Source organism: Salinicola sp. MH3R3-1, from assembly GCF_001937155.1.
Classification (GTDB): Bacteria; Pseudomonadota; Gammaproteobacteria; order Pseudomonadales; family Halomonadaceae; genus Salinicola; species Salinicola halophyticus.
Genome location: NZ_MSDP01000035.1, coordinates 1 through 14,212, shown reverse-complemented (window position 1 = coordinate 14,212; position 14,212 = coordinate 1). Strand labels below are relative to the sequence as shown.

The 14,212-nt window shown below is 63.9% G+C and carries 16 protein-coding genes; 12 read left to right on the top strand and 4 right to left on the bottom strand.

Annotation, left to right across the window (positions count from 1 at the left end; all coding sequences use genetic code 11):
• The coding region (locus BTW08_RS17085) for a serine hydrolase (RefSeq protein WP_210403270.1) at nt 1–1,228 on the top strand (1,228 nt) is incomplete at its 5' end.
• Nucleotides 1,229–1,298: 70 nt separating this feature from the next.
• Here BTW08_RS17085 and BTW08_RS17080 read toward each other — a convergent pair.
• Entirely contained in the window at nt 1,299–2,762 is a 1,464-nt protein-coding gene (locus BTW08_RS17080; protein WP_075563711.1) for a M48 family metalloprotease, read from the bottom strand.
• Nucleotides 2,763–3,099: 337 nt separating this feature from the next.
• Here BTW08_RS17080 and BTW08_RS17075 point away from each other — a divergent pair, with 337 nt between their 5' ends.
• Complete coding sequence (locus tag BTW08_RS17075) at nt 3,100–3,351, top strand: sulfurtransferase TusA family protein (RefSeq protein WP_075563710.1); 252 nt, start codon at nt 3,100–3,102, stop codon at nt 3,349–3,351.
• Entirely contained in the window at nt 3,348–4,433 is a 1,086-nt protein-coding gene (locus tag BTW08_RS17070; protein WP_075563709.1) for an AI-2E family transporter, read from the top strand. Before BTW08_RS17075 ends, BTW08_RS17070 begins: the two co-directional genes overlap by 4 nt.
• Nucleotides 4,434–4,447: 14 nt before the next feature.
• On the opposite strand, the gene BTW08_RS17065 is transcribed toward BTW08_RS17070, so the two are convergent.
• Nucleotides 4,448–4,921 carry a peroxiredoxin gene (locus BTW08_RS17065; protein ID WP_075563708.1) on the bottom strand — a complete coding sequence of 158 codons (474 nt, stop codon included), beginning with the start codon at nt 4,919–4,921 and terminating at the stop codon, nt 4,448–4,450.
• 320 nt (nt 4,922–5,241) lie between these two features.
• On the opposite strand from BTW08_RS17065, the gene dapA reads away from it, so the two are divergent.
• From dapA to purC, 4 genes are all read left to right on the top strand, one after another.
• The gene (gene dapA / locus BTW08_RS17060) at nt 5,242–6,126 is read left to right on the top strand and encodes a 4-hydroxy-tetrahydrodipicolinate synthase (RefSeq protein ID WP_075563707.1); all 885 of its coding nucleotides are present in this window, start codon (nt 5,242–5,244) and stop codon (nt 6,124–6,126) included.
• 77 nt (nt 6,127–6,203) lie between these two features.
• Nucleotides 6,204–7,157: an outer membrane protein assembly factor BamC gene (bamC, locus tag BTW08_RS17055; RefSeq protein WP_075563706.1), complete on the top strand. Its 954-nt coding sequence runs from the start codon at nt 6,204–6,206 to the stop codon at nt 7,155–7,157.
• A 101-nt stretch (nt 7,158–7,258) separates the two neighbouring features.
• Nucleotides 7,259–8,020, top strand: a complete 762-nt coding sequence (locus BTW08_RS17050; protein WP_075563712.1) for an MBL fold metallo-hydrolase — start codon at nt 7,259–7,261, stop codon at nt 8,018–8,020.
• Nucleotides 8,021–8,114: 94 nt separating this feature from the next.
• Nucleotides 8,115–8,825, top strand: a complete 711-nt coding sequence (gene purC / locus BTW08_RS17045) for a phosphoribosylaminoimidazolesuccinocarboxamide synthase (RefSeq protein WP_075563705.1) — start codon at nt 8,115–8,117, stop codon at nt 8,823–8,825.
• Between the two features lie 90 nt (nt 8,826–8,915).
• Here the strand turns inward: purC and BTW08_RS17040 are convergent, their stop codons facing one another.
• Entirely contained in the window at nt 8,916–9,497 is a 582-nt protein-coding gene (locus BTW08_RS17040; RefSeq protein ID WP_075563704.1) for a peptidylprolyl isomerase, read from the bottom strand.
• Nucleotides 9,498–9,618: 121 nt separating this feature from the next.
• On the opposite strand from BTW08_RS17040, the gene BTW08_RS17035 reads away from it, so the two are divergent.
• Nucleotides 9,619–10,140: a GNAT family N-acetyltransferase gene (locus BTW08_RS17035; RefSeq protein WP_075563703.1), complete on the top strand. Its 522-nt coding sequence runs from the start codon at nt 9,619–9,621 to the stop codon at nt 10,138–10,140.
• A 5-nt stretch (nt 10,141–10,145) separates the two neighbouring features.
• On the opposite strand, the gene tsaA is transcribed toward BTW08_RS17035, so the two are convergent.
• Complete coding sequence (gene tsaA, locus BTW08_RS17030) at nt 10,146–10,964, bottom strand: tRNA (N6-threonylcarbamoyladenosine(37)-N6)-methyltransferase TrmO (protein ID WP_075563702.1); 819 nt, start codon at nt 10,962–10,964, stop codon at nt 10,146–10,148.
• 113 nt (nt 10,965–11,077) lie between these two features.
• On the opposite strand from tsaA, the gene BTW08_RS17025 reads away from it, so the two are divergent.
• The 4 genes from BTW08_RS17025 (at nt 11,078) to fabF (ending at nt 14,108) form a co-directional block, all read left to right on the top strand.
• On the top strand, nt 11,078–11,638 hold the full coding sequence (locus BTW08_RS17025; protein WP_075563701.1) for a hypothetical protein: 561 nt from the start codon (nt 11,078–11,080) through the stop codon (nt 11,636–11,638).
• Nucleotides 11,639–11,677: 39 nt separating this feature from the next.
• On the top strand, nt 11,678–12,181 hold the full coding sequence (locus tag BTW08_RS17020) for a GNAT family N-acetyltransferase (protein ID WP_075563700.1): 504 nt from the start codon (nt 11,678–11,680) through the stop codon (nt 12,179–12,181).
• Nucleotides 12,182–12,257: 76 nt separating this feature from the next.
• Nucleotides 12,258–12,833: a helix-turn-helix domain-containing protein gene (locus tag BTW08_RS17015; RefSeq protein ID WP_075563699.1), complete on the top strand. Its 576-nt coding sequence runs from the start codon at nt 12,258–12,260 to the stop codon at nt 12,831–12,833.
• A gap of 12 nt (nt 12,834–12,845) precedes the next feature.
• Nucleotides 12,846–14,108 carry a beta-ketoacyl-ACP synthase II gene (fabF, locus tag BTW08_RS17010; RefSeq protein WP_075563698.1) on the top strand — a complete coding sequence of 421 codons (1,263 nt, stop codon included), beginning with the start codon at nt 12,846–12,848 and terminating at the stop codon, nt 14,106–14,108.
• Nucleotides 14,109–14,212 lie beyond the last annotated feature (104 nt).

Sequence of the window (14,212 nt, the reverse complement as noted above, 5' to 3'; positions counted from 1 at the left end):
CGATTGTTCCAGTCCATCACGCCCATCTCGATCCGAACCGCCCCGGTCGGCCACTGATTACCGTCATGCCAACGAATCTGTCGGCAGCGTCGAGCAGATCTACGGGGGCCAGCTGGTCCCGGATCTGGCGGTCAGCACTTTCCGCAATATCGATCGACTGTTTCCTTCCCGGGTCATTGCGGCCGGAGGGCGCCCACGCCCGCTGCCGCCGATCTCGCAGAACCTCGAGGGTTGGGTGGCCACGGTGAACGGTGAGCCTTACGACCTTTACGACTACCTCGCGTTGAACAATGTCACCGGGCTTCTGGTCCTGCACCGGGGCAACGTCCTTTATGAGACCTATCAGCGGGGCAATGCGCCGGATACGCGCTGGATGTCGATGTCGGTCGCCAAGTCCGTCTGTTCGACGCTGGCCGGCATGGCGATTCGGGACGGACTGATCCCCGAGGGGTTGGGGGCTCGGGTGGTCGACTACGTGCCGCTGTTGGAGGGAAGTGCCTACGATGGCGTGAGCCTGCGCGATCTGCTGATGATGGCCTCGGGAGTTGCCTGGAACGAGACCTATACCGATCCCGAGTCCGATCGACGCTCGCTGCTCAGGGCGCAGGTCGCCCAGGCGCCGGGTGGGGCGATGGCCGTGATGGCGGCGCTGCCTCGGGCTGCCGAACCGGGCCGGGTTCACAATTACAGTACCGGGGAAACCCAGATTCTCGCCGAACTCGTCCACGCGGCTGTCAATCGGCCCTTGGCCGACTATCTGTCGGAAAAGCTCTGGCAGCCCTACGGTATGGAAAGCGACGCCACCTGGTGGCTGGAGTCTGCCGGCGGCATCGAGGTCGGTGGAAGCGGTATTGGCGCCACATTGAGAGACTACGCCCGTTTCGGCCAGTTCATGCTCGAGGGCGGGAAGGTCGACGGCGAGCCGCTGCTGCCCAACGGATGGATGGCCGAGGCCACGCGGCCCACCACGCTCGCCGATGGCGAAACCGTGGACTACGGCTTCATGTGGTGGACGGCATGGACGCCGCCCTCGCGAAAGGATCGCGCTTACGCGGCAAGAGGCATCCATGGCCAGCTCGTCTACATCAACCCGGCTCATGACATCGTGATCGCTCAGAACGCCGCTGCCCCCAAGCCGAAAGGCAGGATAGTGATCGATCCGATGGTGTTCTTCGATGCCCTTGTCGCGCACCTGGATCGCCAGCCCGGGGCGGCCAGTTCGGGTTGATGTAGCGGTTTCCGCTTGTTCAGGCGGGCCGTTCGAGCAGCGGGACGGCCGCGTGCCCTGGACTGACGAATCAGAAGTTCCGCATGGTCTCGCGATACCCCAGAAAATCCTTGCGGCGCTGCTCGATGCGGCTGGCCATGGCGTAGTCGCCGCTCTGCTTGGCGACCTTCTCGGCGGAGTCGATCTGACGGATGGCGGTGTCGATGTTGCCCTGAAGCTGGAGCTGCTCGGCGCGCGCCAGCTGGCCCCAGGCATCCCGACCGCTGCGCCCGGCGGCTTCGGACAGCAGGCCGAACACGTCGGGGTCCTCCGGGTACTGCTCGCTCATGTCGCGTAGTACGTCGAAAGCCCGCGACGGAGAGGTCTGGACCAACGTCTGAGCCTGGACCCATTGCGCCGGGTAATAGCCGGGAGAAATTCGCAGAATGCGTTGCGCCCGGGTCAGCGCCTCTTCTCGGCGGTCGGCGTCGTAGGCAATCTGGGCGGCAGTCGCCGGAATCATCGACAGGTCAGGGTAGTTCTTCGCCAGCGTGTCGAGGGTCGCCAGCGCCGCGTCCGTGCGCGACTGTCGCGCATCGGTCAGCGCCTGGAGATAGCTGACGGCGGCGGCCGGCGGGTCGTCCTGCTTCAGTACCGTCATGGCCTGAGTCGGGTTGCCCTGGTTGAGCATCGCCAGCGCCCGGCCCCGGATCATGGCGTAGGTCGGGTCGTCGTGGTGGGGCGGCGAGGTCAGCTGATCGGCTCGGGCCTGGGTGTCGCTGATGCGCGATTCGGTCACCGGGTGGGTCAGCAGGAACTCCGGCGGATTGCCGCCCTGAAGAGAGGCGAGCTTCTGCAGCGTCCGGAACATTTCCGGCATCGCCTGCGGGTCGTATCCGGCCTTGACCATGGCGCTGAGACCGACGCGATCGGCTTCCTGCTCGAAGCGCCGGGAGTAGGCCAGCTGATCCTGAATGAACGCGGCCTGAGTGCCCATCATGGCGGCGATTCCGGCACCGCCGCCGCCGCCCGCCGCGAAGATCATCCCCGCCAGCATCGCCGCCATGGTCGGCAGCTGCGTCTCCTCCACCCGGGCCATGCGTCGCGCATAGTGACGCTGAGCCAGGTGGCCCAGCTCGTGGGCCAGTACCGAGGCGAACTCATCCTCGTTGGGCGCGGTGGTGAACAGGCCGGCATTGACCCCGACAACGCCGCCGGGCACGGCAAACGCATTCAACAGGCGGCTGTCGACCAGCGTGACCACGAGTCGTTCGTCGACGCCGCTGTAGGGCACCAGCTTGGCCAGCATCGAACGTACATAGGTCTGGGTGATCGGATCATGCCAGGGATCGGTCTGGGCGCGGAACTGGCGAAGCCAGGCCCGGCCCAGGCGATATTCGTCATTGGTGGTGACGGCGACGCTGGTACTGCCGAGATCCGGAAGCTGATAGCCTTGTTCGGCCTGCGCAACCGGGGGCGCGCCGGCCAGGGTTGCGGAGAGCAGCGAGACGGCCAACAATTGCCGTTTGAATGATGTCAGTCGTTGGTTGGTCATGCTGACAGTGTCGGTCCTCATTCGGGCAGAAGCTCAGGTCAGGCAGAAGCTCAAGTGTGACCAAAAAATAAGCGCGGGCAAATCAGCGCCACCCCGGGAGACGATACAGGCAAAAGCCTCGCTGCGGACAAAGACTCTACAAGGGCCGCCATTCGACGCGGGCGAAAGCCACGCTGACCGCCAGCGGTCTGGGTTATCATGCCTTCGACCGCGGCCAGGCACAGAGGTTGCCTGGACGTTTTCCCAAAGTCAGCGAGCGATGCAGCCGGCCCGGTGGCAGGCTAACCAACTTTCGATTCATCTATCAATTCATTGCCCATCAACTCCGGGATTCGTCATGTCTCAAGCGCCCGATTGCCGACTGGATGCCTCCGGTTTGCGCTGTCCACTTCCATTGCTCAAGGCCAAACAGACGCTAGCCGGCATGCAGGCCGGGCAACTGCTCGAGGTGATCGCCACCGACGCAGGTTCGTGGCGCGATTTCGAAAGCTTCGTCGAGCATAGTCGGCATACGCTGATCGAGCGTGAGGCGGCGGAGGGCGTGTATCGCTACTGGTTACGCAAGGCCGATGGAGAAGCGCTGGCATGAGTTTGAAAGGCATTCTGCGTCACTGGTTCGAGCGTTACCTTTCCGACGAGGAAGCCATCGTCCTGCTGGCGCTGTTGATCGGCGGTTTTGCCGTCGTCATCTGGCTAGGCGGCGCCCTGGCACCGTTCTTCACGGCACTGGTCGTCGCTTTCCTGCTGCAGGGCGTGGTGTCCTGGCTGGAACGTAGAGGGTTGCCGCGCCTGCTGGCCGTCGGGATGGTCTTCCTGCTGTTTGTGGGGGCACTGCTGGCGCTGGCATTGATCGTCATGCCGCTGGTCTGGAATCAGCTGGTCGAGCTGGTTCAAGAAGCCCCTCGCATGTTCGCCAGCAGCCAGCTCTGGCTGGGCGAGATGCAGGAGAAATATCCCACCATCGTGACCCCAGATCAGATCCAGGGCTGGATCGCCACGGCGGGCCAGCAGGCCTCCCAGCTCGGTCAGCGCGCGCTGACCTTCTCGCTGGCGTCGCTGGGCAATCTGATGGCGGTCATCATCTATCTGGTACTGGTGCCGATCCTGGTCTTCTTCATGCTCAAGGATCGCGAGCGGCTGGTCGATTTTCTGCTCTCGATGCTGCCGGGCAAGCGCACGCTGATGACCCGCATCTGGGAAGAGATGGATGATCAGATCGCCAACTACGTCCGCGGCAAGACGATCGAGATCATCATCGTCGGCAGCGTGGCGTTCATCGTCTTCTGGGGCTTCGGTCTACCCTACGCGGCGCTGCTGGGGCTGATGGTGGGGCTGTCGGTGCTGGTGCCTTACATCGGCGCGGCGGTGGCCACGCTGCCGGTCGCCGCGGTAGCGGGATTCCACTTCGGGGTTGGCGACCAGTTCCTGTACGTGCTGGTCGCTTACGCCATCCTGCAGGCGCTGGACGGCAACGTGCTGGTACCGATCCTGTTTTCGGAAGCGGTCAACCTGCATCCGGTGTCGATCATCCTGGCGGTGCTTTTCTTCGGCGGACTCTGGGGCTTCTGGGGCGTGTTCTTCGCGATCCCCCTGGCAACGCTGATCAAGGCGCTGGTACAGGCCTGGCCACGAGGCGAATCGGGCCAGAGCCTGCTGACGGAAGATCGCTGAGGCGAGGAGGGCGTCTACTCGGCGTTGAGTTCGCGCGCCGCTTCGAGCACTTCGTCGACGTGGCCGGGGACCTTGACGCCGCGCCACTCACGGGCCAGTTTGCCGTCGGCGTCGATCAGGAAGGTGCTGCGTTCGACGCCCAGGTGCTCCTTGCCGTACAGCTTCTTGAGCTTGATCACGTCGAACTGGCGGCAGATGGCCTCGTCACGATCCGAGAGCAACTCGAACGGAAAGCCCTGCTTGGCCTTGAAGTTCTCGTGGGACTTGAGGCCGTCCCGCGAAACCCCGAAGACGACCGTGTTGGCCTTTTCGAACTCGCTGATCCGGTCGCGAAAATCGCCGCCCTCGGTGGTGCAGCCGGGGGTACTGTCCTTGGGATAGAAGTAGATCACGACCTGCTTGCCGCGATAGTCGCCGAGCCGGAACGGGGTGTCGCCGGTGGCTTCGGCGGAGAAGTCGTCGACGGGCTGTCCAACGCTGAGTGTCATGGGTTGCTCCGAAACCGGGAAGTGAATGGCGAACGATAGCCGATCCTGGCGGTCAATGCCTGGTCATCGTTGCCGTGGTGTCGTGATCGGCCGCAGGCCAATCTGGCCGGTAGCCGGCTTGGCGGCTGTACACGCCGGGGCTGCCTGAGTACCATCTGGGGGTTGCAGGATCGGGCCTGGGCAGGCGCCACGAGCGTTGCATGAGGCGCGCCATGAGCCGGACACGGGCGATTCGTCTGGCCGGTGTTTGATTTCTGGCCATTCGATCCCGATGAGACAAGCGGCCGGCCGCCATCCGGCCTCAAAGAGAGAGCTGCAAGATGATCACAGGCAGTATCGTTGCCATGGCGACGCCGATGAAAGCCAGTGGCGAGATCGATTGGGAGGCGCTGCGTCGCCTCGTGAACTTCCATCTCGACCATGGCACTGACGCCATCGTTGCCGCCGGCACCACCGGCGAGCCCACCACCATGTCGTTCGCCGAGCATTTCGACGTCATTCGCACGGTGGTCGAAGAGGTCAACGGTCGGATTCCGGTCATCGCCGGCACCGGCGCCAACAACACGGCCGAGGCGGTCGAGCTGGCACGTTATGCCAGTGAAGTCGGTGCGGACTGCTGTCTGTCGGTGGCGCCCTATTACAACAAGCCGACTCAGGAAGGCTTGTATCAGCATTTCAAGGCGGTTGCCGAAGCGAGCGAGCTGCCGATCATTCTCTACAACGTCCCCGGGCGGACCTGCTCCGATATCTATAACGAGACGGTCTTCCGGCTGGCGGAACTCGAGCGGATCGTCGGCCTGAAGGATGCCACCGGCAACCTCGAGCGTGCCGAGGAGCTGATCGATCGGCTCAAAGGCAGCGATTTCGCGCTCTACTCCGGCGACGATCCTACTGCCTGCGACTTCATGTTGATGGGCGGCCACGGTGATATCTCCGTCACCGCCAACGTGGCGCCGCAGGCGATGCACGATCTGTGTGTCGCGGCGACCAGCGGTCAGCGTGAAAAAGCCCACCAGATCAATGCGCGTCTGGCGCCATTGCATACGGCGCTGGGGATCGAATCCAATCCGATTCCCGTCAAGTGGGGCCTCAACCGCATGGGTTACGCCGACACCGGCATTCGTCTGCCGCTGACCTGGCTGTCCGAACGCTATTACGGCAATGTCGGCGAAGCGCTGCAGCTCGCGGGTATCAACATCAAGTGAACCTGCCGACGTGGATCGAATCGCCAGGGTTCGTACAGAGCCTAATCAGCCCATTGCTTCGAATTAAAGGTGGATGCATGAAGCCCATCCTCAAATGGATGCCTCTAATGTTGTGCTCGTCGCTGGCCCTGTCCGGCTGCGGTCTGTTTCAGGACGGTTATTACTACGACCGCAACGACGAGTACCAGAACGCCAAGATGGCCAAGCCGCTGGATCTACCGGATTCACGCAATCGGGTTCTCTATCAGGACTCGATGCCGGTTCCCCAGGCCGACAGCGACTTTTCGGCGGCGGATGCGGTGGATGATGCGCCGCGCCCGCAGCCGTTGGCTTCAGGCCAGGGCGACGAGCAGGCCTATGTCGAAATGCGCGAGGCCGGGAGCGAGCGCTGGCTGCTGGTCGACGCCGCGCCGGCCAGCGTCTGGCCGCGGCTGCAAGGGTTTGCCGTCGATCACGGCGTCCAGCCGACCGCGATCAACGCCGGCAGTGGTCGCATCGAGACGGCACAGGGCAGCTTGAGTCTGCGTCAGGGCCTGCGTAGCGGTACCAGCGAAGTGCGTTGCGATATCGGCAGCAGCACCCAGTGCCTGAGTTCGGTCCAGGCCTATCTCGAGAATAACCATACGGCGGACAGCGGCGTGTCGCTGGCCGCGCAGCCACTCGATCAGAGCGAACGCGTCAAGCTGCGCAATCGTGACGGCGGCTGGGAGCTCGATCTGGCGCTGGATAGCGAGCGCGCCTGGTCCGAGCTCTATTATCAGCTGCAGAACGGTTTCGACGATGATCGCCTGACGCTCACCGACCAGAATCGCAGTGCCGGTCAATTCTTCGTCGACTATCTCCCGCTGAACGCCGAAGGCGGTGGTTGGTTCGACTGGTTCGGCAGCGATCCGAAACCCGAACACTATCGTCTGCAGCTCGACTCGACCGCCGGCAACTCCGTGGTAACGGTTGCCGATGCCGAGGGTCAGCCGGTGGCGTCGGCTGCGGCACGGGAGCTGCTCGACGCGATCGCGTCCACGTTGCGCTGATGTCGTCGCGTTCCACGCCCGGCTTGCATGCGTCAGCCGGGCTCGGCTCACCAGGGTCGAGCTCACCGGGGCCCGGCTCTGGACCCGGCTCTGGACCCGGACTGAGCTTCGCCTCGCTGGGCAGCGGCAGCAAGGGCAACGCGACGCTGGTCAGCGACGGCGAGACCCTGGTGCTGGTGGACTGCGGGTTCGGGATGCGCGAGGCGGAACGACGTCTCGCGCGGCTCGGTGTCCATCCGCGCCAGTTGGCGGCCGTACTGGTGACTCACGAGCACAGCGATCACATCACCGGCGTCGGCGCGCTCGCCCGGCGTCATCAGTTGCCGGTCTATCTCAGCGCCGGTAGCTGGCTTTCCGGCAAGCTGGGCGACGTCCCCAGCCATCATCTGCTGGTGCCGCAGGGGCGTTTCGCCATCGGCGGGCTGGAGATCGATCCGGTCACCGTTCCCCACGACGCCCGGGAGCCGATCCAGTTCTGCTTTCGGGCCCACGGCCGGCGTCTCGGCGTGCTGACCGATCTCGGCCATCCGACGTCGCACGTGGTCGATGCCTTCAGCGGCTGCGATGCGCTGTTTCTCGAATGCAATCACGACCCGCGGATGCTGGCCGAAGGTCCGTATCCGCCCCATTTGAAGCGCCGCGTCGCCGGTCGCTGGGGTCATCTTGCCAACGGTCAAGCGGCAGATCTGTTGCGTCAGTTGGGACTCGATCGGCTGCAGCGGATTGTCTGCTCGCACCTGTCGGCGCAAAATAATCACCCCGAGCGGGTGCTGGAGGCGCTGGTGCCGCTGCTCGACGGCGATGAATCGCGACTGCTGGTCTCGGCCCAGGATCGCGGCATCGACTGGCAGCAGGTGGCATGACGTTGTCATCAAACCGTCCAGACACTACACCCTGCCTCACCCCTAAACCTCACGAACCTGCTGCCCCGAAGGGCCGCGACGCGGAGACAGCCCCATGCAAAAACGCGATCTTCTCTATGCCGGCAAGGCCAAGTCGGTCTATCTGAGCGACGACCCGCAGCGGCTTGTCCTGCACTTTCGCGATGACACCAGTGCCTTCGACGGCAAGAAGAAGGAAGCGCTCGAGCGCAAGGGGCTGGTCAACAACAAGTTCAACGCCTTCATCATGGAGAAGCTCCAGGCGGCGGGCATTCCCACCCATTTCGAGCAGCTGCTGTCCGACACGGAATGCGTGGTCAAGAAGATGGAGATGATCCCGGTCGAGTGCGTGGTGCGCAATCTCGCCGCCGGTGGCCTGGTCCGTCGTCTCGGCGTCGAGGAGGGCATCGCCCTGAATCCGCCGACTTTCGAACTGTTTCTGAAAAACGACGACAAGGGCGACCCGATGATCAACGAGTCGCTGGCCGAGACCTTCGGCTGGGCGACGCCAGCGCAGCTTTCGACCATGAAATCGCTGACGTTCCAGGTCAACGACGTGCTCAAGCAGCTGTTTCTCGATGGCGGCATGCTGCTGGTCGATTACAAGCTCGAGTTCGGTGTCTTCGACGGCGAGATCGTGCTGGGCGACGAGTTCTCGCCGGACGGTTGCCGGCTGTGGGACGCCGAGACCCGGGAGAAGCTGGACAAGGACCGCTTCCGCCAGGGATTGGGCGGCGTGATCGAAGCTTATGAAGAGGTGGGGCGCCGTCTCGGCATGACTTTCTGATCGATCCGGCCTCTTCGAAGCCACGGACGACGAAGCGCCCCCGATAGCCTGGCTATCCGGGGGCGCTTCACGTAGAGAGTACCGACAGCATCAGTCGATGCGCTCGGCGCCTTCGATGGTGATCGGGGTCTTGGGCACGTCGGCGTGCGGCCCCTGGCGTCCGGTGGGTGTACCGGCAATCTTGTCGACGACGTCCATGCCCGAGACCACATGACCGAATACCGTGTAGCCCGGGTTGTAGAGATCGCGGTAGTTCAACGCGCCGTTGTCGACCAGATTGATGAAGAACTGACTGGTCGCCGAATCCGGGTTGGCGGTACGTGCCATGGCAAGGGTGCCGCGGGTGTTGTCGATGCCGCTCTTCTCCAGCGCAATCGGCGCATGGGTCTCTTTCTGCTCGAGATCCGCCGTCATGCCGCCGCCCTGGATCATGAAGTCCTGCATGACACGGTGGAAGATCGTACCGGCGTAGAAGTCTTCATCGACATAGCGCAGGAAGTTCGCCACCGTCTTGGGTGCCGCCTCGGGATCGAGTTCGACCTCGATGTCGCCCTGGCTCGTCTCCAGACGCACGTGCGGATGATCGGCATCGGCGAGAGCCGGCAAGGCGAACAGGGTCAGGGCGGACAGGCAAAAGGGAATCAGCGACTGTCGCAGCGAAGGCACTCTCATCAACACACTCCCGTCATTCATCGAAGCTCGCCAGCCTAGCGGGATCGATACTCGCTGACCAGTGCCGAAGATCGATGGCATCGGCGCGCCAGTCATCGATACGTCAATCAAAGGGTAGGCCATGAAGCACTACGCAACCGATCGGCTGACGTTGAGACAGCCGGATCTTGCAGACGTAACGCGACTTTTCGCCATCTACGGCGACCCTGAAACCAACCGGTTCAATCCGGCCGGCCCGCACGCCGATGCTTCGGTCTCGATGCAGGTGTTGAATCGCTGGAGGGAACACTGGGAAAACCATGGCTTTGGGGTCTGGGCGATCGAGGAAAAGGCGAAGCCGGGGATCGTCATCGGATTTGGCGGTCTTGGCTGGGCGGAAGAAGAGGGCTGGGGCTGGATCGTCAATCTGGGATATCGATTCTCCCCCGCCGTGTGGGGAAAAGGCTATGCCACCGAGATGGGGCAGGGCGCGATAGACTTCGCGACAGAGCGCCTGGCAGTCGAGGCACTTTATGGCCTGGTTCGCCCGCAGCACGAAAAGTCGTTGCGCGTCCTGCGCAAACTGGGATTCGGCGAAGTCGGTACGCTGGAAGACACTCCCGGTGAGCCCGCCAGTCTGGTGCTCGAGCGACCACTGCGCTGAACCGGTCAGCGCGGTTCGATCGCCTCCACGTGGATTTCGGTTTTACCGTCACGGTCCCTGACGCGAAAGCGCACGTTGACGTCACGCAGGAACACGCCATAGCACCTCGCGGTGTCGTCCCGGTTAGACGGTGAAGACGCGCCGCCGTGATAGGCAGGGCGCGGATCCTGTGCCAGCACCTCGTCGATCAGCCGTGCCAGCGACTGGCCATCGTCGTGCCGCTGGAGGGCGTCGTTCGCCGCGAGGCTGAACGTGACGCGATGCCGGGGCGGTGGCGCGGGGGCGAAACCGGCGTCGGCATCGGGACGAGACTCGGCCCATGGCAGGTACGGTTTGATGTCGACGACGGGCGTGGCATCGCAGAGATCGTGTCCCCGCAGGTGAAGCTTGACCCGGCTCCGCTGCTCGGCGAGGCGAGAGCCAACAATCGGTGCCTGTGCCAGAGAGGGTTTTGGCGTGCATTCCACATCGACCAGCTCGACCAGCGACAGACCGAGCCGGTTGGGGCGATGAGTGCTGCGACTGGCGAAGACGCCGATACGCTGATTGCCCCCCAGCCGTGGCGGCCGCACCCTTGGCGTCCAGCTCTGCGGGCTGCGATCGAAGACGAAGGTCAGCCACAGATGGGTGACCGCTTCCAGGCCCTCGACCGCGAGGGGATCATCGAAAGGCGCTGCCAGGTAGAGAATGGCGCGGGCAGACGGCGCCAGCCCGGGTTGCCGCGGAATTCCGAACTTGTCGGGATAATCGCTGGCGACATGCCCGATCGCCTCCAACGTGAAAGCGTCATCGGTCGCAGAGGAAGGAAGTCTGGGCGCTCGCATCGTGAAATCGGTTCCAGAGGTGAAATTTCATAACGGTGCCATACTGCATGAGCGCTCTCACGAGGGCACGAAGGCAATTCGAAAACTCGCATGATACCAAGGAGAGGTGTTGGATGAGTTTCCTGCACGTTTATCACGAAGCGGATAGCGACCAGCCGCTGCTGACCACCCATGACGCCTATCGCATCTCGCTAGAGCTGAGTTCGATCGAAGTCTATTTCGATCGGCGTGAGCTGGTGGAGGTGCCGGTTGGCATTCAGCAGCAGCAACTGGTGATGTTGAACAATGAAACCGCAACCGAGATCCAGCAGCTGAGCGGACGCCGATACTGCGACCTGCGCGGCATGAGCCCGCAATATCCCGATCTGGCGCTCAGGCGCGAGCTGCTGTGCACCGAGTCCTCGAACGACGAGGAGAGCTGGCATCTGTTCCTGCGAGGCCAGGCCATTTTCTACTTCCATCTCAACGGTCGCGTCTACGTCGTCGGCTGTGATCGAGGAGATCTGATTTCGGTCCCCGCGGATCTGCCGCACTGGCTGGATATCGGCCCCGAACCCGACTTCCTGGTACTGACGTTGAGCAACGCGCAGTCGCCGGACCTGATTGCCACGGCGAGTGATATCGCCCTGCGGTTTCCACGTTTCGAAAAGCTGGTCGACGGCATGGCGGCGTGACAGAACCGCGCCGCGGCCGTCGATCCGGGAGAGGACACGATGCTCGAGCGGACCCGTTTCCGTCAGGCGCTGCCCAAGGACGCGCCGGATCAGGCCGAGGTGTTCTATCACGCGATCATGGAAGGCGCGGCCGGCCAGTATAACCTTGCCCAGCGCCGAGCCTGGTCGATGGCTCTGCCGCGAACCGCCGAGGCCTGGATGGCTCGCCAGGCCATCTATGCGACGCTGGTCGCGGAATGCGACGGTCACTGTGTCGGCTTCTGCGAACGCGACATGACCGCCGGGCGTATCGAAACGCTCTACGTCTGGCCTTCGGTCGCCCGACAGGGTCTGGGCTCGCGCCTGCTGTCGCTGTCGGTCGATGCCTTGCGGGACGCCGGCCACCGGGAGGTATCGATCGAAGCGAGTCTGGTGCTGGCGCCATCGCTGATCGCCCGGGGCTGGGAAACACTGGGCGAGGATCGTGTCGAGCGTCACGGCGAGTGGCTGGCGCGTCTGCGCATGCGACTGGCGCTGCGTAGCCAAGAAGATGATGGACATTGACGCAGGCCATTCGTGAACGGAGGTCCCTTCGCAGGCGTTCCCTTGGACTGGGAAATTCGGTAAAGTCGCTTCCATAATGAAAGTGACTCACGATATTTCCGCTCTTTGTCCCGTGGCCCGCGCGCTGGAGTGCGTCGGCGACAGCTGGACGCTGCTGATCCTGCGTGACGCCATGCAGGGAGCCCGGCGCTTCGACGAATTCCAGCGCGGGCTGGGCATCGCGTCCAGCATGCTGACGCGGCGCCTGGACCGTATGGTTGCCAGCGAGCTTCTGGAAAGACGCTGCTACCAGCAGCATCCCCCGCGCCATGAATATCATCTGACCGCCAAGGGGCACGATCTCGCGCCGGTCATTCTGATGCTTTACCGCTGGGGCGAGCGCCATCTGCCGATAGAAGCCAACGGTTTCTATCTGATCGACCGACGGTCGCAACAGCCCGTCGATCCGATTGTCTACGACCGCCTCCAGCAGCGGCCGTTGGCGCCAGGGGACGTGCGTATGGCGCCGGGACCCGACGCGACACCGGCGGTTCACGCGCGAGTCGAGCGCATGCGCGAGGCGTTCGAGCGCAAGACTTCTTCCGACTCGACGATGGAGGCGGCGTCCGACTGGCGCCAGACTCGCACCGCGAGTGATTCGATCAATGACTGAAAGGACATCGTCATGCGACGTATCGTAGTGACAGGTATGGGAATCCTCTCGCCGCTGGGATGCGGTATCGAGACGGTATGGCAGCGTCTGCTGTCGGGCGCCTCCGGGCTACGCCAATTGCCGGCCGAGACCGTCGAAGGCCTGGCCGTCGGCGTGGGTGGCCCGGTGCCGACCATCGCGGACGACAGCGCCGGTTTCGATCCCGACGCGACCATGGATCCCAAGGAGCGGCGCAAGATGGACCGCTTCATCCAGATGGCAGTGGCGGCGGCGGAAGAAGCGCTGGCCCAGGCCAACTGGTTCCCGCAGACCGAAGCCGAGAAGGAGCGCACGGCGACCCTGATCGGGTCGGGCATCGGCGGCTTCCCCGCCATTGCCGATGCGGTGCGCACGGTCGATAGCCGCGGGCCGCGACGACTGTCGCCGTTCACGATCCCTTCGTTTCTGGCCAACCTCGCCTGTGGCCAGGTCTCGATCCGCCATGGCTTCAAGGGCCCGCTCGGCGCGCCGGTCACCGCCTGTGCCGCCGGCCTGCAGGCGATCGGCGATGCCGCGCGCATGATTCACGCCGGTGAAGCCGACGTGGCGCTATGCGGTGGCAGCGAAGCCTGTATCGATCGCGTCAGCCTGGGAGGCTTCGCGGCCGCCAAGGCGCTCTCCAGTCACTTCAACGACACCCCGGAACAGGCCTCGCGACCGTTCGATCAGGGTCGAGATGGCTTCGTGATGGGCGAGGGTGCCGGGCTGATCGTGATCGAAACGCTGGAGCACGCCCTGGCACGCGGCGCGACGCCGATCGCCGAGCTGGTCGGCTACGGTACGACTTCAGACGCCTATCACATGACAGCAGGCCCCGAGGATGGCTCCGGCGCGGCGCGCGCGATGGAGATTGCGCTGCGTCAGGCCGGGCTGGACGCGGGCGAGATTCAGCATCTCAATGCGCACGCGACCTCGACGCCGGTCGGCGACCGGGGCGAACTCGCCGCCATTCATCGGCTGTTCGGCGACCATTCGCCGGCAATCAGTGCGACCAAGGCCACCACCGGTCACCTGCTGGGTGCCGCAGGCGGCGTCGAGGCGATCTTCACGTTGATGGCGCTGCGCGATCAGATCGCGCCGCTGACCCGCAACTACACCGACCCCGACCCGCTGGCAGCGGACCTGGACGTGGTCCACGGCGAGTCGCGCAAGATGCCGATGGAGCACGCCATCTGCAATGCCTTCGGGTTTGGTGGTGTGAATGCCAGCGCGATCTTCAAGCGCTACGAGGGCTGAAACGGGCTGCGCTCGGCAATACGACACGAGCTACGACTGCGCCGGCTTCGGGGCGCTAAACAGCAGCTACGAGCTACGAGCTACGAGCTACGAGCTACGAGCTA